General features: G+C 66.0%; 22 protein-coding genes. 10 read left to right on the forward strand and 12 right to left on the reverse strand.

Annotated features, from left to right (window positions below; genetic code table 11):
* Positions 1 to 265 precede the first annotated feature (265 nt).
* On the forward strand, positions 266 to 1,306 hold the full coding sequence (locus J0I42_RS00700; RefSeq protein WP_291651791.1) for an aspartate carbamoyltransferase: 1,041 nt from the start codon (positions 266 to 268) through the stop codon (positions 1,304 to 1,306).
* Complete coding sequence (locus J0I42_RS00705; protein WP_291651793.1) at positions 1,303 to 2,208, forward strand: hypothetical protein; 906 nt, start codon at positions 1,303 to 1,305, stop codon at positions 2,206 to 2,208. The genes J0I42_RS00700 and J0I42_RS00705 overlap by 4 nt, the downstream gene beginning before the upstream one ends.
* 9 nt (positions 2,209 to 2,217) lie before the next feature.
* Here the strand turns inward: J0I42_RS00705 and J0I42_RS00710 are convergent, their stop codons facing one another.
* Positions 2,218 to 2,955 carry an SIMPL domain-containing protein gene (locus J0I42_RS00710; RefSeq protein ID WP_291651795.1) on the reverse strand — a complete coding sequence of 246 codons (738 nt, stop codon included), beginning with the start codon at positions 2,953 to 2,955 and terminating at the stop codon, positions 2,218 to 2,220.
* Positions 2,956 to 3,103: 148 nt separating this feature from the next.
* Here J0I42_RS00710 and J0I42_RS00715 point away from each other — a divergent pair, with 148 nt between their 5' ends.
* The gene (locus tag J0I42_RS00715) at positions 3,104 to 3,736 is read left to right on the forward strand and encodes a hypothetical protein (RefSeq protein WP_291651797.1); all 633 of its coding nucleotides are present in this window, start codon (positions 3,104 to 3,106) and stop codon (positions 3,734 to 3,736) included.
* 7 nt (positions 3,737 to 3,743) lie between these two features.
* Here J0I42_RS00715 and J0I42_RS00720 read toward each other — a convergent pair whose 3' ends face one another.
* The 3 genes from J0I42_RS00720 to J0I42_RS00730 all read right to left on the reverse strand — a co-directional run bounded on the left by J0I42_RS00720 (position 3,744) and on the right by J0I42_RS00730 (position 7,156).
* The gene (locus J0I42_RS00720; RefSeq protein ID WP_291651799.1) at positions 3,744 to 5,432 is read right to left on the reverse strand and encodes an acyl-CoA dehydrogenase family protein; all 1,689 of its coding nucleotides are present in this window, start codon (positions 5,430 to 5,432) and stop codon (positions 3,744 to 3,746) included.
* A gap of 80 nt (positions 5,433 to 5,512) precedes the next feature.
* Positions 5,513 to 6,394, reverse strand: coding sequence for a DMT family transporter (locus J0I42_RS00725; protein WP_291651801.1), 882 nt, complete (start codon positions 6,392 to 6,394; stop codon positions 5,513 to 5,515).
* A gap of 102 nt (positions 6,395 to 6,496) precedes the next feature.
* Positions 6,497 to 7,156, reverse strand: coding sequence for a glutathione S-transferase family protein (locus J0I42_RS00730; RefSeq protein WP_291651803.1), 660 nt, complete (start codon positions 7,154 to 7,156; stop codon positions 6,497 to 6,499).
* 259 nt (positions 7,157 to 7,415) lie between these two features.
* Between J0I42_RS00730 and J0I42_RS00735 the strand changes: the two genes are divergently transcribed.
* Complete coding sequence (locus tag J0I42_RS00735; protein WP_291651806.1) at positions 7,416 to 8,918, forward strand: methyl-accepting chemotaxis protein; 1,503 nt, start codon at positions 7,416 to 7,418, stop codon at positions 8,916 to 8,918.
* Between the two features lie 6 nt (positions 8,919 to 8,924).
* On the opposite strand, the gene ccrA is transcribed toward J0I42_RS00735, so the two are convergent.
* A complete protein-coding gene (ccrA, locus tag J0I42_RS00740; protein ID WP_291651808.1) occupies positions 8,925 to 10,196 on the reverse strand; it encodes a crotonyl-CoA carboxylase/reductase in 1,272 nt (423 codons plus the stop codon).
* Between the two features lie 317 nt (positions 10,197 to 10,513).
* On the opposite strand from ccrA, the gene J0I42_RS00745 reads away from it, so the two are divergent.
* Positions 10,514 to 10,801: a hypothetical protein gene (locus J0I42_RS00745; protein ID WP_291651810.1), complete on the forward strand. Its 288-nt coding sequence runs from the start codon at positions 10,514 to 10,516 to the stop codon at positions 10,799 to 10,801.
* Positions 10,802 to 10,810: 9 nt separating this feature from the next.
* Here J0I42_RS00745 and J0I42_RS00750 read toward each other — a convergent pair whose 3' ends face one another.
* Positions 10,811 to 11,737: a PLP-dependent cysteine synthase family protein gene (locus J0I42_RS00750; protein WP_291651812.1), complete on the reverse strand. Its 927-nt coding sequence runs from the start codon at positions 11,735 to 11,737 to the stop codon at positions 10,811 to 10,813.
* A 155-nt stretch (positions 11,738 to 11,892) separates the two neighbouring features.
* On the opposite strand from J0I42_RS00750, the gene J0I42_RS00755 reads away from it, so the two are divergent.
* Entirely contained in the window at positions 11,893 to 12,267 is a 375-nt protein-coding gene (locus J0I42_RS00755; RefSeq protein ID WP_291651815.1) for a MarR family winged helix-turn-helix transcriptional regulator, read from the forward strand.
* Here the strand turns inward: J0I42_RS00755 and ubiG are convergent.
* Positions 12,264 to 13,025 (reverse strand): bifunctional 2-polyprenyl-6-hydroxyphenol methylase/3-demethylubiquinol 3-O-methyltransferase UbiG, encoded by a 762-nt coding sequence (gene ubiG, locus J0I42_RS00760; RefSeq protein WP_291651817.1) that lies wholly within the window; start codon positions 13,023 to 13,025, stop codon positions 12,264 to 12,266. The genes J0I42_RS00755 and ubiG overlap by 4 nt on opposite strands.
* A gap of 133 nt (positions 13,026 to 13,158) precedes the next feature.
* Here ubiG and J0I42_RS00765 point away from each other — a divergent pair, with 133 nt between their 5' ends.
* The gene (locus tag J0I42_RS00765) at positions 13,159 to 14,397 is read left to right on the forward strand and encodes an aspartate kinase (protein ID WP_291651819.1); all 1,239 of its coding nucleotides are present in this window, start codon (positions 13,159 to 13,161) and stop codon (positions 14,395 to 14,397) included.
* A gap of 145 nt (positions 14,398 to 14,542) precedes the next feature.
* Here J0I42_RS00765 and J0I42_RS00770 read toward each other — a convergent pair whose 3' ends face one another.
* From J0I42_RS00770 to J0I42_RS00785, 4 genes are all read right to left on the reverse strand, one after another.
* Positions 14,543 to 17,677 carry an efflux RND transporter permease subunit gene (locus J0I42_RS00770; RefSeq protein WP_291651820.1) on the reverse strand — a complete coding sequence of 1,045 codons (3,135 nt, stop codon included), beginning with the start codon at positions 17,675 to 17,677 and terminating at the stop codon, positions 14,543 to 14,545.
* On the reverse strand, positions 17,674 to 18,867 hold the full coding sequence (locus J0I42_RS00775; protein WP_291651822.1) for an efflux RND transporter periplasmic adaptor subunit: 1,194 nt from the start codon (positions 18,865 to 18,867) through the stop codon (positions 17,674 to 17,676). Before J0I42_RS00775 ends, J0I42_RS00770 begins: the two co-directional genes overlap by 4 nt.
* Before the next feature lie 14 nt (positions 18,868 to 18,881).
* Positions 18,882 to 19,352, reverse strand: coding sequence for a MarR family winged helix-turn-helix transcriptional regulator (locus J0I42_RS00780; RefSeq protein ID WP_291651824.1), 471 nt, complete (start codon positions 19,350 to 19,352; stop codon positions 18,882 to 18,884).
* 110 nt (positions 19,353 to 19,462) lie between these two features.
* A complete protein-coding gene (locus J0I42_RS00785; protein ID WP_291651826.1) occupies positions 19,463 to 20,254 on the reverse strand; it encodes an enoyl-CoA hydratase/isomerase family protein in 792 nt (263 codons plus the stop codon).
* A gap of 168 nt (positions 20,255 to 20,422) precedes the next feature.
* Here J0I42_RS00785 and J0I42_RS00790 point away from each other — a divergent pair, with 168 nt between their 5' ends.
* The 3 genes from J0I42_RS00790 to J0I42_RS00800 all read left to right on the forward strand — a co-directional run bounded on the left by J0I42_RS00790 (position 20,423) and on the right by J0I42_RS00800 (position 23,565).
* Positions 20,423 to 21,520 carry an NADH:flavin oxidoreductase/NADH oxidase gene (locus tag J0I42_RS00790; protein WP_291652640.1) on the forward strand — a complete coding sequence of 366 codons (1,098 nt, stop codon included), beginning with the start codon at positions 20,423 to 20,425 and terminating at the stop codon, positions 21,518 to 21,520.
* Positions 21,521 to 21,621: 101 nt separating this feature from the next.
* Positions 21,622 to 23,115: a carboxypeptidase M32 gene (locus tag J0I42_RS00795; RefSeq protein WP_291651828.1), complete on the forward strand. Its 1,494-nt coding sequence runs from the start codon at positions 21,622 to 21,624 to the stop codon at positions 23,113 to 23,115.
* A 135-nt stretch (positions 23,116 to 23,250) separates the two neighbouring features.
* Complete coding sequence (locus J0I42_RS00800) at positions 23,251 to 23,565, forward strand: Rdx family protein (protein ID WP_291651830.1); 315 nt, start codon at positions 23,251 to 23,253, stop codon at positions 23,563 to 23,565.
* Positions 23,566 to 23,713: 148 nt separating this feature from the next.
* Here the strand turns inward: J0I42_RS00800 and J0I42_RS00805 are convergent, their stop codons facing one another.
* Positions 23,714 to 24,331: a thiamine phosphate synthase gene (locus J0I42_RS00805; protein WP_291651832.1), complete on the reverse strand. Its 618-nt coding sequence runs from the start codon at positions 24,329 to 24,331 to the stop codon at positions 23,714 to 23,716.
* Positions 24,332 to 24,340: the final 9 nt, after the last annotated feature.

Below are 24,340 nucleotides of genomic sequence, written 5' to 3' on the forward strand. Positions count from 1 at the left end.
AGGCTGCGAAGAACCGTGGGGGGCGATGTGATGAGGTCAAAACCGCAGGGATGGGATGCGCATCGCGCCGCCGATACCCCTGTATCGGCAAGCGGCACGACGCTGCAGCTCCAGCGCTTTCGCCTCTACCGCAAGGCGCGGCGCTTTTGCAGGGCTGCCGTCTCGTTCTTCGCAGCGGGGCGGAAGGCCTGCGTCCGCGAGTTCCTCGCGGTCGCGCAAAATCGCCGGCGTCGAATCCCGTCCACGGTTCTTCACAGCCTCTAGGATGCAGCGCCCGAACTATCCGAGCGGGAAGGATCTGCTGAGCGCCGATGCGGTCTCGCGTTTCGACCTCGATGACATCATCGAGCGCGCCGAGCGGCATCTGCGCGAGGAGGAGCTGGAAAAGGCGGGCCTGCCCCTGCCCGAGCAGCCGCCGGCTCCGCGCCGCCGGCCGAAGGTGGTCGCCACCCTGTTCGACCAGCGCAGCACGCGGACCCGCCTGGGCTTCCAGACTGCTGCCGCGCGGCTCGGTCATCAGTCGATCGATGCCTATGACACCGACCGCAGTCGCATGGGCACCGCGACGGGCGAGTCGATCGAGGACCATATCCATACGGTTGAACTCTACAGCGACCTGCTCATCGTACGCTCGCATATGGAGGATATGCCCTATCGCGTTGGCCGCCTGAGCTACCTGCCGGTGATCAATGCCGGCAACGGCGCGGACGAGCATCCGACCCAGGCCCTCGTCGACATCTTCGCGATCCGGCAGATGCGCGGCGCGATCGAGAATCTCAGCATCGCGCTGTCGAGCGATTCGCGGGCGCGCTTCGCGATCTCCTTCGTGAAGATGCTGCGCCTCTCCCCGCCGAAACGCTTCACGCTGTGCTGCCTGCCGGATACGCCGATCAACCCGGCGATGCGCGAGGCGATGACCGTGCTCGCCGATCTCGGCACCCAGGTCGGCCTCGTCCACGACATCCGCCACACGCTCGATCACGACGTGCTCAGCATCCAGATGCAGGACATGAGCAAATTCGCCCATGCCTCCCTCGGCAACGAGGCCGTGGACAAGGAAAAAGAGAGCGAACCCTTCACCCTGACTGCCCGCAAGGTCCTCGACGCCCGTTCAGACACGTTGATCCTCAACCCTCTTCCGCGCTTCTCGGAGCTCGACACCTCATGCGACAGCCTCCCGAACGCAGGCTATTTCCGCCAGGTCCAGCTGTCCGTGCCGATGCGGATGGCCATCCTGGAGCGCATGTTGCTGGGAATCCCCTGGACGGGGCAGGTCGAGGGTTTCCGGTCTTCCTCGGGTGGATGAGCGCCTATCTCGCCTCCTATCTCGCGATCGCCCTCTCCATTCGCCTTCTGGCCGGCTATCTCACGGTCATCGAGATCGGGCTTCTGCGCTCGGTCGGCAGCTTCGCCATCGCCGGCGCCGCCGTCTGGGCGGGCGAGGCCGAACAGCGCCGCAACGTCCTGCCACCGAAGCTGGGCGAGGATGTCGCCCGCAGCGTCCTGCATCTCGGCGGCTCGCTCGCCCTGATCTGGAGCGTGGCGCATCTGCCGCTCGTACTCGTCACCACCATCGAATTCACCGGCCCGCTCTTTGCGGCCGTGCTGCTCTTCCTGGCCCTGCGTCGCCGGCCGGGCATCGGTGCGATGGTCGGCCTCGCAGTGCTCGCGACCGGCATCGGGCTGCTGGGTTTCAGACTGGACGCCGTCCCCAATCGTGATCTCGCGATTGCCATCGGCGCCGTCGCTATCCTGACCACCACCAATCTCATGCTGGCGCGGCTCGCGGCTCAGCGCAGCACGTTGTCCATCGTACTGCTGATGCATGCAATCCAGTTGCCGCTCTATCTGCTGCTCTGGTTTTTCGTACCGGAGCAGTGGTCGCCTCCGCCGCAACCCTACCGGCTGGCTTTCACGCTACCCGAATTTGCCGTCATCGGTGGCGCCGTGCTTGCACTGATCGTCGGCGGCTTCGTCTCGCAGGCTGCGCTCGCCAATGCCTCGCGCCACGGCACCGCCCTGCAGCTCTGCAGCGCCGATACGCTGCGCGTGCCGCTGATCACACTCGCGGCCTATCTGCTGCTGGCGGAAGTGCCGCCGGCAGAGCTTCTGCTGCCGGGGTTCTGGGTGCTGTGCGGCGTCATCATCACCAGCCTGCCGGTTTCGGCGGCTGCCAAGCTGCGCCCGGAGCAGGCCGGGCGCGCTTGAATTCGGCCCTCAGCGTGCGATCTCGAAGATCACATTGACCTGCGTCCGGTAGGTGTTCTCGCCAGCGGCCAGGGGCACGGCAGCGTCGCTGGCAGCCATGCGCAGGCCCCCGCCATAGGGCACCGGCCGCGGCATGATCGACTGCTCCTCGATCGAGAGGATCTTGCCGAGCTTGACCTCGGCTGCCTCGGCCAGGGTTCTGGCGCGCGCCATCGCATCGGCGACCGCGCGCTTGCGAGCTTCGGTCAGCGTCGGCTTCATGTCGTCCTTGATGAAGGCGATGCCGCCGCCCTGATTGACGCCGAGCCCGACCGCCTTGTCGAGAATGCCGCCGGCGTCGGCGAGGTTGCGGACCCGGACGGTCAGCGCATTGCTCACGCTGTAGCCGGCGATCTTCGGCTCGCCGCTGCGGTCCTTGCCCGGCTGGGCGTAACGAGGCTGGATGCTGAGGCCGGAGGTCTGGAGATCGCGCTCGGCGACGCCGGCTTCCTTCAGCGCGGCCAGCACCTGCTTCATCGCATCATTATTGGCGCTGAGCGCCGCGCGCGCCGTCTCGGCCTCGCGCAGCACGGTGAGGTTGAGGATCGCCATGTCCGGAGCGACGTTCACCTCGCCCTCCCCGACCACGCTGATGCGCGGCGTGGGTTGCCGGGCGGCATCCTCCTGGGCCGTGGCGGAGGCGATCGGCAGCATCGCGGCGGCGATCAGAGCGGCTCCGGCCAGGGCGGGGGCGAAACGGTGGGACATCATGACTCCTGCAGATTCGGCGGCAAACGGCCGCCACGATGCCAAAGCGCCTGATGATGTCGAAATTGTCACGACCGCGCAGCGACAGAGCGGCGTATGGCTTGCTCCTCGCATGCCGGCAGACCATCATCGCTGCCAAGAGGGGGCCATGTCGAAGATCGCATCTGCCGTCGCGGCGCTTCTTATCGGACTGGCCGGGCCGGCATCTGCACTGGCGGCAGGGTCCGAATTGCTCGGCTGCCACGGCCCTTTCGCGAAGGACGCCAGCGAGGCGACGCTCATCGCGGCCTTCGGGGCTGCCAATATCGCGAACGAGGCCCTCGATGTCGGCGAAGGTTTCACCGAGCCGGGCACGGTGATCTTCAAGAACGACGACAAGAGGCGCATCGAGGTGTTCTGGTACGATGGCGAGAAGCGTCGCCGGCCGAGCAGCATCATCGTGCGCGCGCCCTCGCGCTGGCGGATTGCCGTACCCGGCGACAGCGCCGCGACACTGGGGAACGGCACGGAGTTGGCGACCGCCGAGGCCGTCAACCGCAAGCCTTTCACGCTCAACGGCTTCGGCTGGGACGGGGCCGGCTATGTCGGCGAGTGGAACGGCGGCCGGCTCGCAAAGCTGGCGGGCGGGTGCAGCCTCTCGCTGCGCTTCGGCCCCTCCCCGCAAGCGAAGCCCGCCGCCGTGTCGAAGGTCTCAGGCGACAAGCCCTTCGCTTCGAACGCCGCCGGGATGCGGGCGGTGAAGCCGCGCATCGAGCAAATATCGCTCGGTTGGCCGCAATAGCGGCGCGCTATTCCTCGACCAGCCGCCGCGCGATGACCTGCGCCTGAATCTCGGCCGCACCTTCGAAGATGTTGAGGATGCGGGCGTCGCAGAGCACGCGGCTCACCGGATATTCCAGCGCGAAGCCGTTGCCGCCGTGGACCTGCAGGGCGTTGTCGGCCGCAGCCCAGGCGACGCGGGCGCCGAGCAGCTTGGCCATGCCGGCCTCGAGGTCGCAGCGCCGGTCGGCATCCTTCTCGCGGGCAGCGAAATAGGTGAGCTGGCGGGCGATCAGGATTTCGGCCGCCATCATCGCGAGCTTGTCGGCGACGCGCGGGAAGGCAATCAGCGGCTTGCCGAACTGGATGCGCTCCTGCGCATAGCGCAGCCCGAGATCGAAGGCCGATTGCGCCACGCCGATGGCGCGGGCCGCCGTCTGGATACGCGCCGCCTCGAAAGTCTGCATGAGCTGCTTGAAGCCCTGACCGGGCACACCGCCGAGCAGGTTCTCAGCTTTAACCTCGAAACCGTCGAAGGCGAGCTCGTATTCCTTCATGCCGCGATAGCCGAGCACCTCGATCTCGCCGCCGGTCAGGCCCTCGACCGGGAATGGATCGGCATCGCTGCCGCGCGGCTTCTCAGCGATCAGCATCGAGAGGCCCTTGTAGCCGGGCTCCGTGGGATCGGTACGCACCAGCAGCGTCATGATGTCGGCGCGGACGGGGTGAGTGATCCAGGTCTTGTTGCCGCTGACCTTCCAGACTGCTTCAGCCCCCTCGCCTTCCTTCACCGCCTTGGTGCGCAGCGAGGCGAGGTCGGAGCCGATATTGGGCTCGGTGAAGACCGCCGTCGGCAGAACCTCGCCGGAAGCGATCTTCGGCAGCCACTTCTCCTTCTGCTCGGCCGTGCCGCCGCAAAGAATGAGCTCGGCCGCGATCTCGGAACGGGTGCCGAGCGAACCGACGCCGATATAGCCGCGCGACAGCTCCTCCGAGACGACGCACATCGAGACCTTCGACAAACCCATGCCGCCGAATTCCTCGGGAATGGTCAGACCGAAGACGCCGAGCTCGGCCATCTTCTCGACGACCGGCATCGGGATGTATTCGTTCTCCAGATGCCATTCATGGGCGTGCGGCGTCACCTCGGCGGCGCAGAAGCGGCGCATCTCCGAGCGGATCGCTTCAAGTGTCTCATCGAGGCCGGTATCGCCGATGCTGGCCGCCCCCTGGTCCTGGCTGAAGAGCGCGACGAAGCGGGCGCGGTTCTGCGGGGTATTGCCGTCGGCGATCAGGGCATCAACAGCATCCGAGCAGGCGGCCGCAACCGCCTTCTGCGACAAGCCGAGCGCAGGAAGGCGAAGAATCTCGCCTTGGCTCATCGGGATGCCACCGAATATCTGGGCGGCATATTCGCCGGCGCCGATGCGCAGCGCGTAGTCCTCGATGGCACCGTAGCGGCCTTCGGCCTCGAGGCGCTCGCCATAGGCCTTCAGCTCGCGCAGGGCCGTGACATAGGTCGCAAGCCAGGACAGGCCATGGGCGGCATGCTGCTCGGCCTCCAGCCGGGCAGACGAGATACGACCGTCGACCAGAACCTTCTGCCGCACTGCGGCAACAGCCTGCTTGAACAGCGTCTCGAAGCCCGGCAGCGCCGCCGCGATCAATTCGATCGCATTGGCGCGTTTCTCAGCCTTCGCGGCCGTATTGGCGTTCATGGTCTTCGATCCTCCCTTTGTTGCGACGCAGCATAAGGGGAGATCGCGCGAAACCGAAACCCTCCTTTTTGGGGAGAGACCTACTTCCGGCTGGCGAGGACGACGCCGAGGATCGTCACGACCATGCCGCCGATCTGGAGCGGCGCCAGCGTCTCGCCGAAGAGTAGCCAGGCCTCGACCGCAACGAGGGCCGGCACGAGATAGAGGAAGGCGGCGATGCGCGAGACCTCGCCCCGCCGGAGCATGAACAGATAAAGCCAGATGCTGCCGATCGAGAGCACGATCACCGACCAGGCCAGCACCAGCAGCATGGTCAGGTTCCACTCGATCCGCATCGGCTCGAAAGCCACGGCGAAAGGCAGCACAACGAGTCCGGCGGCGACATACTGGATCGCGGTGATCGTGCGCAGGTCGCCGGAGACGACGCGGGCCTTCTGGTAGAAGGAGCCTGCAGTCACCGCGAACATGCCGCCGATATTGATCAGCATCGGCACGGCGATGCCCCAGAGTGCCGCCGGTTCGACGCCGGCCAGTTGCGGCTCCAGCACCAGCGCGATGCCGAGGAAACCGCAGATGATGCCGAGCCAGCGCCGGCCCGAAATCCGCTCGCCGACCAGGGCCGGCGCGAGGAGCGCGGTCAGGATCGGTTGCAGCCCTGCAATCAGCCCCGAAATGCCGGCGGGCAGGCCATGGCGCACCGCCCACCAGACACCAGCGAGATAGATGCCGTGCAACAGGATGCCGGTGATGGCCACGTCGGCAATGGCCCGGCGGCTACGCGGCCAGGGTGCACCCGTCGCGAGCGCGATCAGCGTCAGCAGTGCGGCGGCGATCGAAAAGCGCACGACGAGGAAGGTGAGCGCATCGGCATGGCGGGCGGAGTAGCCGGCAACCACCCAGCCCGTGGACCAGAGAAAGGTGAAGAGCAGCGGGATCGCGCGCAGAACGAAAGACGAGGACATTGGCACCTGAAACCGCCGGAACTCTCCGTGTCTAGCGCCGATCGGCAGCGCCTGACAGAGCGCCGACGCCCCTACCCCATGCTGTCATGGAGGCCGTGCGGGTCAATCGCGATCTGGCGCCCCCGGCGGGAAGAGCTTGCGGAAGGGCCTCGCCTCCTGGACGGCACGCGCGAAAGACGGCCGCGCCAGCAGGCGAGCGCGATAGGCGCGGAGATTACCCAGCGCAGCGTCGATCTCATGAACCCAGTCGGCATAGAAAAGCGACGGTGCCGCTGCGCAATCGGCCAGACTGAAGTCATCGCCACTGGACCAATGCCGCCCGGCGAGTGCGCCATCCAGCCAGCGATAGGCGTCCTCCAGCTTGTCACGCGCCCTGGCGACGCCAGAGGGGTCGCGGTCATCGGCCGGTCGCAGGTGGTCGAAGACGATCGCCTGCATCGGCGTCATCACGTAGTTGTCGAAGAAGCGATCCATCATGCGCACGCCGAGCGCCTGCTGCGCATCGGCAGGCAGAAACCGGACCGTACCAGGATGAAACAGGCCGAGATGCTCGATGATGACGCTCGACTCGAAGACGGGCGTCTCGCCATCGACGAGCACCGGCATTTTCCTCATCGGCCATAGCCTGGCCCACTCGGCACCGGCCTCCGGGTCTTCCGGTCCGAGCTTGCGATAGGCGAACGGCGTCTCGTTCTCATAGAGCGCCACCAGCACCTTCTGGCAATACGACGAGAACGGATGAGCGTAAAGCGTGAGCGACACGGGCTGCATCCTGCAGGAGCCTGGACTGCTCGCCGGCATAAGATAACCGATTGCGATTTGCAATCAGATATCGAGCCAACTGGCTGACCGTGGACAGACGACCGCGTGACGTGCCGCCACAATCCCTAACGAAAAATGACGCGCGCCTTTCCGCATCGTCAACCAATCCTCAACGCACGGCGCGCAATGTCAGGTTCGATCGAAAACCAGCCCGATGCCGCATCCTCCTCATCCTTCCTCCGCCCCGAACGAAGAGCTGGTGAACAGCGAGCACGAAGGCTTCGTCACCTTCGCACGCAACGCACTGGCCTCAGCGATCCTGAACTTCGCCGCCGTGGTCGCCGTGGCGGCCATGCTGTGGCAGCCAGATCGCATGGCCGCGCTTGTCGGCTGGGTTGCGGCCACGCTGGCCTATTCGCTCTCGATGGGGCTCGATATCGCCGCCTGGCGCAGCCGCCTCCACGAGCGTTCTCCCTGGCCGATGCGCATCGTGCACCTGCGCGCGCCGGTGCTCGGACTGATCTGGGGGGCGCTGCCCTGGGTCGCGGGCGCGACCGTCGACCCACGTGAGAACATCGCGATCGGCTTCGTCATCGCGGGCATGATCGCGAGCGGCATGACGCGCTTCGTCGTGGTGCCGCGCGCTGCGCTGATCTACGGCGTCACGCTGGGCGCGACCGCGGTCCTGGCCTTTGCTCAGTTTTCCACCGGCACGGCCATCACTGTGGCGATGCTGCTCGCGCTCTATCTCGTATTCATGACCCGCCATGTCACGTCGTACGGCGCGACGCTGGCGGAAGCCGTGCGCGGTCGCAATGCCGCCATCGAAAGCAGCCGCGAGCGTGCCCAGCTCCAGCACAGCGCCCTCGCCGAGCGCGACGAGACGAGCCGCCGACATCGCGAATTGATGGAGGTCGTCGCGGCTTTTCGTCAGTCGATGGCCGGCTTCCAGAATGTCGTCCGGCGCGAGACTTGCGGCATCGCCGCCAGCGCGGCATCGCTCTCCGGCACAGCGGAAACGACCGCCAATCAGGCCGGGGCCGCACGCAGTGCCGCAGCAAGCGCCACCGGTGAGATCGATGCCATCGCCGCCAGCACCGGCCATCTCAACGATGCGATCGCCCGGATCGGGGAGCGAACCTACCGCGCTGGTGCGGTGATCAGCGACACCGTCTCGGTCAGCGCGACGGCGATGAACGACATCGCCCATCTGTCCACGCTGATGCAGGGCATCACCGGCATCGTCGAGATGATCCAGGCGATCGCCGGACGGACCAACCTGCTTGCCCTGAACGCCACCATCGAGGCTGCCCGTGCCGGCGAGGCCGGGCGCGGCTTCTCCGTGGTCGCCGCCGAGGTCAAGGGCCTGGCGGCGCAGACGACCGAGGCCGGCAACGAGATCATCACCAGGATCGGCGCGATCGGCGCCTCGGCCGCCCATGTGACGCGCTCGATCGAAGCTATTCGCCAGGCCGTACTCGACGTTCACGACGTCACGCATGCCATCGTCTCCGCCGTCGAGGAGCAGCGGGCAGCGACCGCCGCCATGTCGAGCAATATCGATTCCGCCGCGGACCACAGCCGACAGGCGACCGAGCGCGTCGAACAGGCCTATAGCGCCGTCGGAGAGACGAAGGCCGAGATCGAGAAAGCGCGGCAGGCAGCCGAGGTCATGGCCGAGGTTGCGGGCTCCCTGACCACCTCGGTCGAGGCCTTCCTGCACCGTATGGAAGCCGTGAACGCCAGCGACCAGGCTGCCTGAAGCGCCTCAGTCGGTCAGGGCCTCAGCCACGTCCTCATAGGTCCGCAGGCCGGTTCGCGGCGCATAGACGAGCACGGACATGTTGCCCGGCGCATGCTCGTTCTTCCACATCTTGTGATGGGCGAGCGGAATCTTGTCCCAGGGGAAGACCTCGGACATGCAGGGGTCGATGCGCCGGTCGATCACGAACTGGTTGGCTGCGCTCGCCTGCTTGAGATGGGCGAAATGCGAGCCCTGCACGCGCTTCTGCCGCATCCAGACATAGCGCGCGTCGAAGGTGATGTTGAAGCCGGAGGTGCCGGCGCAGAACACCACCATGCCGCCGCGCTTGGCGACGAGGCAGGAGACCGGGAAGGTCGCCTCGCCCGGATGCTCGAAGACGATGTCGACATCCTTCTTGCCGGTAATGTCCCAGATCGCCTTGCCGAACTTGCGGGCCTCCCTTGTCCACTCGGTATATTCGGGCGAGTTGACCTTGGGCATCTGGCCCCAGCAGTTGAAATCCTTGCGGTTGATCACGCCCTTGGCGCCGAGGCCGAGCACGTAGTCGCGCTTGGTCTCGTCCGAGATCACGCCGATCGCGTTGGCGCCGGACGCCGCGCAGAGCTGGACGCCGAAGACGCCGAGGCCGCCGGAAGCACCCCAGACTAGGACATTGTCGCCGGGCTTGATGGTGTGCGGGGCATGGCCGAAAAGCATGCGGTAGGCAGTGGCCAGCGTCAGCGTGTAGCAGGCGGCCTCCTCCCAGGCGAGGTGCTTCGGCTTGTGCATGAGCTGGCGCGACTGGACGCGGCAGAACTGAGCGAAGGAGCCGTCCGGCGTCTCGTAGCCCCAGATGCGCTGGGTCGACGAGAACATCGGATCGCCGCCATTGCACTCCTCGTCGTCGCCGTCGTCCTGGTTGCAATGGACGATGACCTCGTCACCGACCTTCCAGCGCTTCACCTTGGAGCCGACGGCCCAGACGATACCTGCGCAATCGGAGCCGGCGACATGGAACGGGGCCTTGTGGACGTCGAAGGGCGAGATCGGCTGGCCGAGGCCGGCCCAGATGCCGTTGTAGTTGACGCCCCCGGCCATCACGAGGAGCAGGACCTCTTCCTCGCCGATCGACCAGGTCGGCACGACCTCGATCTGGAACGAATCCTGCGGCGCCCCATGGCGCTCGCGCCGGATCGCCCAGGCGTACATCTTCTCGGGGACATGGCCGAGCGGGGGCAGTTCATCGAGCTCGTAGAGATCCTTGAGCGGCTTCACGGCGGCCTGCGACTTCGACATGCTCGTCTCCCTGCTCTCTTCCGTCGTTGCCCAGCCCGGAGCGTGTCGGCGGTATGGGATGCCGATCATGCATCATATGCTGCGCTGCGCCATTACTCTAAGGAATCACATTGCAGCGCAAAACCCTTTCTTTCGGGCGCTTGCGCTTTCTTCATCGTTTGCGACGATGCTGACGGCCTGCGCGGCACAGGCGCATCGGACCGAATGCCGTATCCGGTCCGAGGCGCCAGGCTTCTGATCTTGCATCGGCTTTTTCCGAGAACCGCTCCCCGGTTTTCGGGCCGATGCTCTAGGGAGACACGATGCGCGGTCTGCTGATGATGGTCGGCCTGCCCGACCTGCCGTTGCTGTCCTTGATCCTCGTCGTCACGATGATCGTGCTCGGCGCCATGCTCCTCGGCTGGTTCGCCGACCTGCTGCTCGACAACAGCGCGTTCGGCGTAATGATCAATACCGGCATCATGCTGGTCGGCGCCTTTGCCGGTGCCTGGCTATGGCACCGGTATGGCGTTCCGACGCGCTTCCCGGCCGAGGCCCTGCGTGCCGCAATCGCGACGGGGTCCGGGTTGCTGCTGCTGATAACCTTGGCGGTATTCCGGCCGTGAGCGTCAGCCTCAGAGCTTTGCTGCGAAACTGTTCAGGTATTTCATCCCGGTATCGCACATCAGCGTGACGATGGTCGCGCCGGCGCCGAGCCGCTCCGCGAGGCGCATGGCGGCCGCGACATTGCCGCCGGTCGAGGTCCCCGCGAAAAGCCCCTCCTCGCGCGCAAGCCGCAAGGCCGTCGCCGTCGCCTCGGCCGTCGAGACGGGCTCGATCGCATCGACGAGATCGGCCCGCCAGAGAGGCACGATATAGCCTGCGCCGACCCCATCGATCTTGTGCGCGCCGGTTGGACCACCCGACAGCACGGCGGATTCAGCCGGCTCGACCGCGATCAGCGCGATCCTCGGATCGCGCCGTAGCAGCGCCTCGCCGGTTCCGCGCAGGGAGGCGGCCGTACCGACGCTCTGGACAAAGGCGTCGATGCGCCCGCCGGTCTGCTCCCAGATCTCGTCCGCGAGCCGATCATAGGCCGCGAGCTGGTCGGTGTTGCGCATCTGATCGGTCCAGAACGCACCCGTCTCGGCCGCGATGACGCGGGCGGCCTCGATCATGTCCTTCGTCAATTTCTCGGTCATGCGGCCCGATTCGCTGGGAATCACCGTCAATTCGGCCCCGAGCAAGCGCATATGGGTGAGCTTCTCGCGCGCGAAGGCATCGGACGTGACGATATGCAGGCGGTAGCCCTTCACTGCGCAGACCTGCGCGAGCGAAACGCCAGTGCTGCCGCCGGTGTATTCGACGACGCTGCCGCCCTGCTTCAGCCGCCCGTCCCGCTCAGCCGCCTCGATCATCGCCAGCGCCATCCGGTCCTTCATGCTGCCGGTCGGATTCTCGCTCTCGATCTTGAGGAGGATGCGCGTACCGTTGGCCGGCACGATCCGGCGCAGCGGCAGAAGCGAGGTGCCGCCGACGCGGCTCAGGATGTCGATGGGCATGACGGATCCTCGGCGGAAATTTAGATGTATATGCAATTATTGCATCTACATGTAAACTCGGATTCGCCATGATGAAAACAAGCGGATTGCGGGACGACGTGCGCAGGCTCGCAACCAGTTGCGTGGGCTTGACCGTCCGGCAAGCGGCGCGACGGGTGACGCAGATCTATGACGAGGCGTTGCAGGAGAGCAGGCTGAGTGTCGCGCAACTCGGCCTTCTGGCGGTGATCGCGACGAACGAGGACGACCGCATGGCCGCGATTGCCGGGCGGGCCGGACTAGACCCCTCGACGCTTTCCCGGAATTTGCGGGCGCTCGAACGCGACGGGCTGATCGAGATCGCCACCGTCGAGAAGGACCTGCGCCGTCGCACCGTCTGGCTCACCGAGAGCGGGATCAGACGGTTGCAGGCGGCTCTGCCTGCCTGGCAGGAGGCGCAAAACAGGGTGGCGAAGGTATTGCCCGCCGACCTTCTGCAACAACTTCTTGCGGCGAGTTCATCGCTGAACGCGCAGAAAAGCGGGAGCTAGGACCGGCCACCCCGGCTGGCGGCGAGCATGTAATTCACGTCCATGTCGCGCGATGCGCTCCAGCGGCCTGTCAGCGGGTTGAAGACCACGCCCGTCTGCGTCCCTATCGTAAATCCATTGCCTTCGATCGCACCGCGCAGTTCGTCCGGCGTCACGAATTTCTCCCAGTCATGCGTGCCCTTGGGCAGCCAGCGCAGGACATATTCGGCGCCGACAACGGCAAGAGCGTAGGATTTCAGCGTGCGGTTGAGCGTCGCCATCACCAGCAGGCCGTCCGGCTTCACCGCCGCGCAGCAGGCCGCGACGAAGGCCTCGACATCGGCGACATGCTCGACCACTTCCATCGCGAGCACGATGTCGAAGCGCTTGCCGGCTTCTACCACCGCCTCGATCGTCTCCTCGCGATAGTCGATCGAAAGCCCGTTCTTTTCGGCGTGGGCGCGCGCGACGGCAATGTTGGTCGGTGCCGGATCAAGGCCTGCGACCTGCGCACCCAGCCTTGCGAGCGGCTCCGAGAGCACGCCGCCGCCACAGCCGATATCGACCAGACTGAGGCCATCCAGCGCCCTCATCCGCTTCGGATCGCGGGCGAAATGGGCGCAAGCCTCGTCGCGGACGAAGGCGAGCCTGACCGGATTGAACTTGTGCAGGACCGCCATGGGGCCCTTGGGGTCCCACCAGTCACGAGCGATCGCATCGAAGCGGGCGACCTCGGCCGGGTCGATCGTCGAGCCTGTGCGCTGGGTCGCAGCCGCCATGAACCGGTCCTTCCTGGATGCGATGCCGCATTGACACGGCGCCTGACGCCCGTCATCTACACCCGCCTCGCTGCAAGTGCGAGGGCGACCTTTCGACCCGGCCTTGGCTGGGTCACCTTTCGAAAAGACCGTCATGGCCCGTCTGGTGATGAAATTCGGCGGCACCTCAGTCGCCACTGTCGAGCGCATCAAGAACGCAGCGCGGCACGTCAAACGCGAGTTCGACGCCGGCAACGAAGTCGCGATCGTGGTTTCGGCGATGTCCGGCAAGACCAACGAACTCGTCGGCTGGTGCAAGGAAGCGGCGTCGGCCTTCGACCAGGCCGAGTACGACACCGTCGTCGCCTCGGGCGAGCAGGTCACCTCCGGGCTGATGGCGATCGTCCTGCAGGAAATGGGCCTGCCCGCACGCTCCTGGCAGGGCTGGCAAATTCCGCTCTACGGCTCGGACCAACATGGCGCGGCCCGGATCGAAAGCGTGGACGGCGCCGGGATTCTCGCGGGCTTCGACCGCAACCGCGAGATCGCGGTCTGCTCCGGCTTCCAGGGCGTGAACCCGCGCACGCACCGCATCGTCACGCTCGGCCGCGGCGGCTCCGACACCAGCGCGGTCGCGCTCGCCGCCGGCCTCAAGGCCGATCGCTGCGACATCTATACCGATGTCGATGGCGTCTACACCACCGACCCGCGCGTGGTGCCGAAGGCCCGGCGCATGGACAAGGTCTCCTTCGAGGAAATGCTCGAGATGGCCTCACTCGGCTCCAAGGTGCTGCAGGTACGCTCGGTCGAGATCGCCATGACGCAGCGCGTGCCGACCTATGTGCGCTCCTCCTTCGACGACCCCGAAAACCCCAATCCTGGCACCCTCATCTGCGACGAGGACGACATCGTGGAACAGCAGATCGTCACCGGCATCGCCTTCTCCCGGGACGAAGCCCAGATCACCCTTCGCCGCGTGGCCGACAAGCCCGGCGTCGCTGCGGCGATCTTCGGCCCGCTCGCCGACGCCAACATCAATGTCGACATGATCATCCAGGTCGTCTCCGACGATCAGGCGACGACAGACATCACCTTCACCGTGCCGACCGCCGATTACGAGCGCGCCAAGAAGCTGCTCGAGAGCAAGCATGACGCGATCTCCTATCAGGAGATCCAGGGTGCAACGGACGTGGTGAAGATCTCGGCGATCGGCGTCGGCATGCGCTCGCATGCAGGCGTCGCGGCGCGCGCCTTCCGGGCGCTGGCCGAGAAGGGCATCAACATCCGTGCGATCACGACCTCCGAGATCAAGTTCTCGGTGCTGATCGACGCCGCCTATACCGAGCTCGCGGTGCGCACGCTGCACTCGCTCTACGGACTCGACGCGGCCTGAGGCGCGAGCCTCGGCGTCATCCAGAAGCGTCAATGCTCGCCCTGGTGGCGAGACTCCACGTCTCAAACACGCATTTGCATCGATGAGGACCGTCATGGTCGGGCCTGTCCCGACTATGACGGTTTCCTGGCGCGCTCGCGGCCGCTCACTCCGCCGGATGCGTGACAGCCGGAGGCGCATGCTTCGTGCCGCGCACGTAGCCGCCGAACTTCACGAGCCCTTCCGAAAGCCTGTCCATGTAGAGGAACAGGACGGGCGTGATGAACAGCGTCAGCACCTGAGAAATCATCAGGCCGCCAACCACTGCGATGCCGAGGGGCTGACGCAGCTCGGCGCTCGCACCGGCACCAAGGGCGATCGGCAAGGTGCCCATCAGCGCCGCCAGCGTCGTCATCAGGATCGGCCGGAACCGCATGAGGCAGGCCTGGTGGATCGCCTCCTGTGCGCTCCGGCCTTCGCGCCTGAGCACCAGCGCCACGTCGATCATCATGATCGCGTTCTTCTTGACGATGCCGATCAGCATCAGAAGCCCGATGATGGCGATGACCGAGAGCTCGAGGTCGAAAAGCCTGAGCGCACCCAGCGCACCGACCGCCGCCGACGGCAGGCCGGTCAGGATGGTCAGCGGATGGATGAAGCTCTCGTAGAGGATGCCGAGCACGATATAGATCGTCAGGATCGCACCGGCGATCAGCAGGCCCTGATTGGCGAGCGAATCCTGGAAGGTCTTGGCCGTTCCGGCGAGCGTGGTCGAAATCGACTTCGGCAGGCCCAACTGCTCCTTGATCGCCTCGATGCGGTTGACGCTGTCCCCGAGCGCGACGCCGGACGGCAGATTATAGGAGATCGTCACCGCCGGAAGCTGGCCGAGCTGGTTGACCGTGAGCTGGCCGGCCGTGCGTTCGATCCGCGCGATGGCGCCAAGCGGCACCAGCGTGCCGGACTTGGTGCGCACGCGGATCGCGTTCAGCCGCTCGGGCGTCCAATGCTCATTCGGATTGAACTCGACGACGACATTGTAGCTGTCACCAGCCGTATAGATCGTCGAGACCTGGCGGACGCCGAAGCCGGAATAGAGCGTGGAGCGCAGGATGTCCGAGCCGACGCCCAGCGCATTCGCCTTGTCGCGATCGACCACGACCGTCGCCTGCAGGGCGTTGTTCTGGAGATCGGTCGTGACGTCGGCAAAGACGGCGCGGTCCCGGCTCATCGCATCGGCCAGACGCAGCGACCAGTCGTTCATCGACGCCTGGTCAAGCCCCTGTACGACGAGCTGGTACTGGCTCTTCGAGGAACGCGCGCCGATATTCAGGTTCTGGACGGGAACCATATAGGTGTTGATGCCCGCCACCTGGCCGAGGTCGCGACGCAGCGAACCGAGGACCTGCTGCAGCTTGGGGCGCTCGTCCAGCGGCTTCAGCTCGACGAAGAGGCGCCCCGAATTGAGCGCGCTGCCGCCTCCGCCATTGCCGCCAACCGACGAGGCGACATGTGCGACATAGGGAGACTTCCGGAAGATGCCGGCGACCTCGGCCTGCAGCTTCTGCATTGCCTCGAAGGAGATATCCTGCCGCGCCTCCGTCGAGACCTGAAGCTGGCCGATATCCTCCTGCGGGAAAAAGCCCTTCGGTGTCGTCTGCAGCAGCCATACGGTGCCGGCCATGGTGAGGAAGAAGGCGAGCAGCATCAGGGGCTGGAAGCGCAGGCAGAACTTCAGGCCGGCATCGTAGCCCGCGAGCAGCGTGTCGAAGCCCTTCTCCAGCCAGCGGCCGAGCGCGTTCTCCTGATGATACTCGGAATAACCCGAGAGCAGCCGCGAGCAGAGCATCGGCGTCAGTGTCAGCGAGACGAAGGCGGAAGCCAGGATCGAAACCGTGACCACCACCGCGAACTCGTTGAAGATGCGGCCGATGACACCGCCCATCAGCAGCACCGGGATGAAAACCGCGACCAGCGAAAGCGAGATCGAGATGATGGTAAAGCCAATCTCGCCAGCACCCTTCAGCGAGGCCTCGTAGGCGGAGAGGCCGTCCTCCTCCATGTGGCGGACGATGTTCTCGAGCATGACGATGGCGTCGTCGACGACGAGGCCGACCGAGAGCGTGAGTCCCAGCAGCGAGATGTTGTCGATGGAGAAATTGAGCAGATACATCGCGGCGAGAGTGGCGATGATCGAAATCGGTACCGCGACGGCCGGTATGAAGGTCGCCGCGATGCGACGCAGGAACACGAAGATCACCATGACGACCAGCACGATGGTGAGCAGCAGCGTGAACTGCACATCGTCCACCGCGTGGCGGATCGAGGTCGAGCGGTCGTTGAGCAGCGACAGGGAGGCCGCAGCCGGCAACTGGGCCTCGAAGGCGGGAATCATCGCCTTGACGCGATCGACGACCTCGACGGTGTTGGCATCCGGCTGGCGCTGCACCGCGAGCACGATCGCCGGAGTGCCGTCATAGGTGCTGCGGGTCTGGGTGTTCTCGACGGAATCGATCACTTTGGCGACATCGCCCAGTCTCACCGGCTTTCCCGAGCGCGTGGTGATGATGACATTGGCGAACTGCGCGGCGTCGGCGAGCTGTGTCTTCGCCTGGATGGTGAGTTGTTGGGCGGTGTTCTGGAGGGTACCGACCGGCGTGTTGGCATTGGTCGCGGTGATCGCCGCCTGCAACTCGTCGAGGCCGATGCCGCGCGCGGCGAGCGCCGTCGGGTCGATCTGAATGCGCACCGCATATTTCTGGCTGCCCCAGATCAACACCTGCGCGACGCCGTCGACGGTGGAAAGGGCCGGCGAAATCACCTGCTGGGCGAAGGCGTCGAGCTGCGAGAGCGGCACCACATCGCTCTTCAGCGCCATCAGGATGATCGGCGCATCGGCCGGGTTCACCTTGCGATAGCTCGGCGGGGTCGTCATCTCGATCGGCAATTGCCGCTGGGTGCGGGTGATCGCGGCCTGAACGTCGGCGGCGGCCGCATCGATATTGCGGTTGAGGACGAACTGGATCGCAATCGAGGTCGAGCCCTGCGAATTCGTGGTCGAGATCGAATCGATCCCGGCGATGGTGCCGAACTGCTTGATCAGCGGCGTCGCGACCGACGTCGCCATCGTGTCAGGCGAGGCGCCGGGTAATTGCGCGGAGACGTTGACCACCGGGAACTCCGCGCGTGGCAGGGCCGCAACCGGCAGGAAGCGCCAGGCGAAAAGCCCCGCCAGAACCAGCGAGACCGACATCAGGATGGTCGCAACCGGGTGTCGAATGCAGAAAGAGGAGACGTTCATGAGCGTGCCCCCTCAGCAACCGGCGTGGCCTGCGGCGGCTTCTCGCCCGTCGCCGCACGCTCGCGCACCTGCGCGCCTTGCTTGAGGCGCATCTGGCCGTCGATGACGACGCGCTCACCGGGCATGATGCCCTCCGTCACTGCCGTACGGTCGCCTTCGCTGAGCGCCACCTTGATCTGTCGGATATCGACGGTCGAATCAGGCTTGATGACGAAGGCATAGGGCCCCTTCTGGCCCGTCTGCACAGCAACGGTCGGGATCACCGTGACGCCCGTGAGCGTCTCGGGGATGATCTCGACATCGACATACTGCCCGGGCCACAGGCTCAGATCGTCATTGGCGAAGGCGGCCTTGGCCGTGATCGTGCCAGAGGTGATGTCAACGGTGGAATCGACGAAATTGAGCTTGCCTTCGGTCCCCGGACGACCGGAATTCGGCACGCGGGCGGTGACGGGCACCGGTTTCGCCGCGGCGAGCGCGCCCTGCAAGGTCGGCAGTTCGCTCTCCGGCATGGCGAAGGAGACGCGCAGCGGCTTCATCTGGGTGATGGTCAGGAGGCCGGTGCCGCTGCTGTTGCCGCTGGCATTGACGAGATTGCCCGGCGTGACCTGAACCGTGCCGATGCGCCCGTCGATCGGCGCGGTGATGCGGGTATAGCTCAGCTTGAGCCGGTCTGCGTCGAGCGTCGCGTGGTCGGCCTGGATGCTGGCGGCGGAACTCTTCTCGTCGGCCGTCGCCTGGTCGACCTGGGCCTGCGTGCCGGCATTTCGGGCAAAGAGTTGCTTGTAGCGATCGAGATCGGCGAGGTTGCGGGTATGGGTGGCCTCGTCGCGCGCCAGCATCGCCTCGTCCTTGGCGATCTGGGCCCTGATGTCGCGATCGTCGAGGGTGAAGAGCAGGTCGCCGGCCTTGACGAACTGTCCGTCCGTGACGTGCTGGGCCATGATCTGGCTGTCGATGCGGGAGCGAACGAGCACGCTCGCCGGCGTCTCGACGAAGCCGATGGCGTGCTTGCGCACCGGGAAATCGGCCTGAATCGCGGCGGCGGACACCACGGCAACCGGAGCGCCCTCGCCCCGCCCGCCGCGGGCCGTGCGCGCCGCCTCGGTTGAGCGCGAATGCAGATACCAGGCTCCGCCGGCCGCAAGGCCGACAGCGACGACACCGATGATCAATCCCGAACGCTTCATATTCTGTCACTCGCTCAGGCTGCGTTGCCGGCAGAAGCCGACGCCTTGTCTTCGGATCGGTTGCGGGTCTGCTCGCGGATTGCCGACAGGGTTTCGAGCGCCGAAAAGATCGCAGCCTCATCGACTCCACCGAGCACCTCGTGGGCGATCTCGGTTCGTACCGCGTCGAGATCGTCGACCAGCTCCCGTCCCTCCGGAGTGAGGAAGAGACGATAGGCGCGCCGGTCGGCAGGATCCTCGCGGCGCTCGATCAGGTCCTGGCTCTGCAAGCGATCGAGCAGGCGGGCGAGCGAGATCGGCTGCAAATCCATCTGCTCGGCGAGAGCGGCCTGGTTCAACCCCTCCTGTCGCCGCAAACGCGACATCACTCCCCATTGCGCCCGGGTCGTACCGTGTTGGCGGGCGCGCTGCTCGACATAGGTCCTGAGCAAGCGCGAGGTTTCGACGAGCTGGAACATCAGTTCCCGCCGCAGGGGTCGTTTCATCCACAGGCCTCCCAACCATAAGCCTGCTTATCATATGTGAGATTACGGCATTTTCAGGTGCGATTTCCGGCAAGCTTCGGCTGAGCAGCCCCGTTCGCCCTCATCCGACGTCACAGTCCCGTGAAGACAGCCGGGCGCTTCTCCAGGAATGCCGTCACCCCCTCGCGGAAATCGGCGGAGACGGTCGTCGCACGGAAGGCGTCCCGCTCCGCATCGAGATGCGTCGCGAGATCGGCGTCCGGAGCTTGCGCCAGCAAGGTGCGGATGCGGCCAAAGGCGCCGGTCGGCCCCGCCGCGAGCTTGCGGGCGGTTGCCAAAGCTGCGTCGCGCGCCTCAGCGACCGGCACGACGCGATTGACGAGGCCGAGGTTCAGCGCCTCCCCGGCTCCGAAGGTCTCCGCCAGCAACGCAATCTCGCGCGCTCTGCGCTGGCCGCCGAGCCGGGCGAGGCGGTAGGTGCCGCCGAGATCGGGCGTCGCGCCGATCCGGGCATAGGCCATGGTGAAGCGGGCATCGTCGGCCGCGATGGCGAGATCGCAAGCGAGCGCGAGGCTGAAGCCGCCACCCGCAACGGCCCCTTGCAGGCACGCGACCGAGGGCTGCGGCAGGGCATCGAGCAGACGCAGCGCCGCGTGCAGCGGCGCCATGATCGCCTCGATGCCGGCCGCGATGTCGCTGCCGGAAAGGAATTGCGAGACGTCGCCGCCGGCGCAGAAGGCCCGGCCATTGCCTTGCAGCAAGATGGCGCGCACGTCTCTGCTGGCCGCGATCGCCTTGATCTGCGCGAGGAAGCGTTCGGCCATCGGCGCGTCGATGGCGTTCAGCACCGCCGGCCGGTTGAGCGTCAGGATGGCGACGCCGCCGTCACGGGTAAGCTGAACGGAATCGGAAGCATCGGACATGGCAGTCTCCGAGGGCGCGGATGGTCGCAGCAAGGCTAGCACCGGGATCGCCAGCCTCGCGAGACGCATCTGCACGCATCGGGCATCGCGTTTGCGCGAGAGCCTCTGGCCTTGATTGCAGGGCGGCTTCTAGACTGCCGGGGAAACCTACCCCTTTCGAGATACCGCATCGCCATGAGCCAGCTCTTCAGCCCCTATCAGCTCGGCAGCCTAATGCTCGCCAACCGCATCGTCATCGCCCCGATGTGCCAGTACTCGGCGGATTCAGGCTGCGCCACGGACTGGCACACCATCCATCTCGGGCATCTCGCGTTATCCGGCGCCGGCCTCCTCATCATCGAGGCGACGGCGGTCGAGCCGGACGGGCGCATCAGCCCGTTCGATCTCGGCCTCTGGTCCGACGAAACCGAAGCGGCGCTAGGCAAGGCGCTCGATTCGGCCCGGCGCTGGTCTGACATGCCGATCGCGATCCAGCTCGCCCATGCCGGCCGCAAGGCTTCGGTCGCGCAGCCCTGGAAGGGCGGCGGCCAGCTCGGCCTCGACCAGGGCGGCTGGACGGTCGAGGGCCCGTCGGAGCTCGGCTTCGAGACCTATCCGCGGCCACCTCGCGCCCTCACCCGCGACGATATCGGCCGCTTGATCGAGGCCTTCGCGGAATCGGCGCGCCGGGCCGTGCGGCTCGGCTTCGCCGCGATCGAGCTCCATGGCGCGCATGGCTATCTCATGCACCAGTTCCTCTCGCCGTTTTCGAACAGGCGCGAGGACGAATATGGCGGCTCGCTGGAAAACCGCATGCGCTTCCCGCTGGCAGTTCTCGATGCAGTGCGGGCGGTGGTGCCCGCGGGCTATCCGGTCGGCTTCCGCATTTCGGGCACGGATTGGGTCGAGGGCGGCTGGGATATCGCGCAGAGCATCGCCTTCTCCGCCGCCGCCAAGGCACGCGGCGCCGATTTCATCGACATGTCCGGCGGCGGCCTGTCGGCGACGCAGAAGATCCCGCTCGGCCCGAGCTATCAGGTGCCATTGGCCCGCGCCGTCAAGCAGGCGACCGGCATCACCACCATGGCGGTCGGCCTGATCACCGAGGCCGAGCAGGCCGAAGCGATCATCGGCACGGGCGAAGCCGATCTCGTCGCATTGGCGCGCGGCATCCTCTACAACCCGCGCTGGCCCTGGCACGCGGCGGCGCAGCTCGGTGCCACCGTCAAGGCACCCAACCAGTATCTTCGCTCGCAGCCGAGGCAGTATTCCAAGCTGTTCGCCTGAACCGCACCACCATCGCCGTTCCGGCTGGCGCTGCTGACGCAGCTTGTCCGGAGCGGCGAAAACACTTCAATTGCGCCGCCACTCCCACATCAGAGAGCTGCATGACCGCTTATTCAGACCTCTCCACCCATTTCGGCCGCATCGCCGCGCTGTCGAACGCCGTCGGCATCCTGCAATGGGACAACGACGTGATGATGCCGAAGGGCGCGGCTGAGACGCGGGCCGAAAGCATGGCGCTGCTCCATGTCATGCGCCACGGGCTCTCGACCGATGCCCGTATCGGCGACTGGCTCGCCGAAGCCGAGAACGACGGCAACCTGGGCGCGTGGGAGAAGGCGAACCTGCGCGAGATCCGGCGCGTCTGGACCGTCGATACCGCCCTGCCCTCCGAATTGGTGGAAGCGTCGAGCAAGGCGATCTCGGCCTGCGAGATGCGCTGGCGGCAGGCGCGAGCCGATGCCGATTTCGCCGGGCTCCTGCCTTATCTCACCGAGGTTCTGAACCTGCAGCGCCAGATCGGCCGGGCCAAGGGCGAGAAGCTCGGCCTCTCGCCCTATGACGCCCTGCTCAACGATTACGAGCCGGGCGGCCGTTCGGCCAAAATCGACGCGCTGTTCGACGACCTCGCCGCCTTCCTGCCCGATTTCACGCGGGAAGCGATGGCGGTGCAGGCGCGCCGGCCGGCGCAGCCCGCGCTGGAAGGCCCCTTCGCGACCGAAACGCAGCGCGCACTGGGACTCAAGTTCATGGCGGCGCTCGGCTATGATTTCGAGCGCGGCCGGCTCGACATCTCGACCCATCCGTTCTGCGGTGGCGCCGACAACGATGTCCGCATCACCACACGCTATGACGAGGCCGATTTCACCAAGGCGCTGATGGGCGTGCTGCACGAGACCGGCCATGCGCTCTATGAGCAGGGCCGGCCGCAAGCGCATCTCAACCAGCCGGTCGGCGCCGCGCGCGGCATGAGCCTGCACGAGAGCCAGTCGCTTCTGATGGAGATGCAGGCCTGCCGCTCGCGCCAGTTCCTGACCTATGCCGCGCCGCTGATGCGCGAGAGCTTCGGCGGGACCGGCCCGGCCTGGGAGAGCGAGGCGCTATGGCATCGCTATACCCGTGTCGAGCCCGGCTTCATCCGCGTCGATGCCGACGAGGTCACCTATCCCGCCCACGTCATCCTGCGCTACCGGTTAGAGAAGGCTCTGATCGCCGACGAGATGCCGCTCGCGGAACTGCCCGCAGCCTGGAACGCCGGGATGAAGTCCCTGCTCGGCGTCACCGTCCCGAACGACCGGCTCGGCTGCCTGCAGGACATCCACTGGCCGTCCGGTGGCTGGGGCTATTTCCCGACCTATACGCTGGGCGCGATGACAGCGGCCCAGATCTTCGATGCGGCCTGCAAGGCGGAAGCCGCGATCCTGCCCGGTATCGGTAAGGGCGATTTCAGCCCGCTGGTCGGCTGGCTGCGCGCCAATATCCACGGCAAGGGCTCGCTGCTGCCGACCGACGAGTTGCTCACCGAAGCGACCGGCGGGCCGCTCGACGCCGCCGTGTTCAAGGCGCACCTACGCCGCCGCTATATCGACGAGGCTTGAACGATCTTCATTTTATTTAGTTAAAACAAAAACTTAGTTCACATCCAATTGCCGGTCGGCCATGCAGCTATCGAGCTTGCATCGGAGCTCGCGAAGCAGGATGTCGGAGACGACCTCCTGCTTCGGTGACCGACCATGACCCAGACCAAGTCCGCCCCCCGCATCGCGATCACCTATTGCTCGATGTGCAACTGGATGCTGCGCTCGGCCTGGCTCGGACAGGAACTGCTCTCGACTTTCGGGCAGGACCTCGGCGAGATCGCGCTGATCCCGCGCACCGGCGGCATCTTCCAGATCCATTACGACGGCGAGCTGATCTGGGACCGCAAGGCCGATGGCGGCTTCCCGGATTCGAAGGTGCTGAAGCAGCGCGTGCGCGACCGGCTCGACCCCGAGCGCAGCCTCGGCCATGTCGACGGTCACACGATGTCGGCCGACGCGGAGAGCTGAGGCTTTCCTTCCTCATCGAAACTATCCGCGGTCATCCCGGACAAGCGGCGTCAGCCGCGCCGATCCGGGTTCCATGCCTGAACCTCAATCGGAAGCGCTACGGAATGGATCCCGGGTCTGCGCTTTGCTACGCTTGGGATGACAGCCTTCAGGAAGTGGGCGCGAGATGCTTCCGCGTCGCCGCGACCCAGGCCTTGAGCCGACCCTCGGGATCGGCGTTCAGCGTGATGTCGGTGACCGCCGCGACGATGTCGGCCCCGGCTTCGAAAACGCCCGGCGCCCGCTCCAGCGAGATGCCGCCGATGCCGACCAGCGGCAGGTCACCGATGCGGCGCTTCCATTCGCCCAGCCGCTCCAGACCCTGCGGGCCGAAACGCATCTGCTTCAGGACCGTCGGGTAGACCGGGCCGAGCGCGACATAGTCGGGCTTGGCCGCCAGCGCACGCTCCAGCTCGGGCTCGTCATGGCTGCTGATGCCGAGCTTCAGACCCGCCTTGCGGATCGCGCCGAGATCGGCGTCGTCGAGATCCTCCTGGCCGAGATGGATGAAATCGCAGCCCTCGGCGATGGCGAGCTTCCAGTAGTCGTTGACGACAAGCACGCAGCCTGCCGCGGCGCAGAGCGTCTTCGCCCGCGCGATCTCACGCGCCACCTCGATCTCGGGGCTGTCCTTGACGCGCAACTGCACCAGCTTGACGCCAAGCGGCAGCATCCGCTCCAGCCAGTCGGCGCTGTCGAAGATGGGGTAGAACGGGTCGAGCTTCATGCGGGAGCA

This window comes from Allobosea sp. (assembly GCF_017308015.1).
Taxonomy (GTDB): domain Bacteria; phylum Pseudomonadota; class Alphaproteobacteria; order Rhizobiales; family Beijerinckiaceae; genus Allobosea.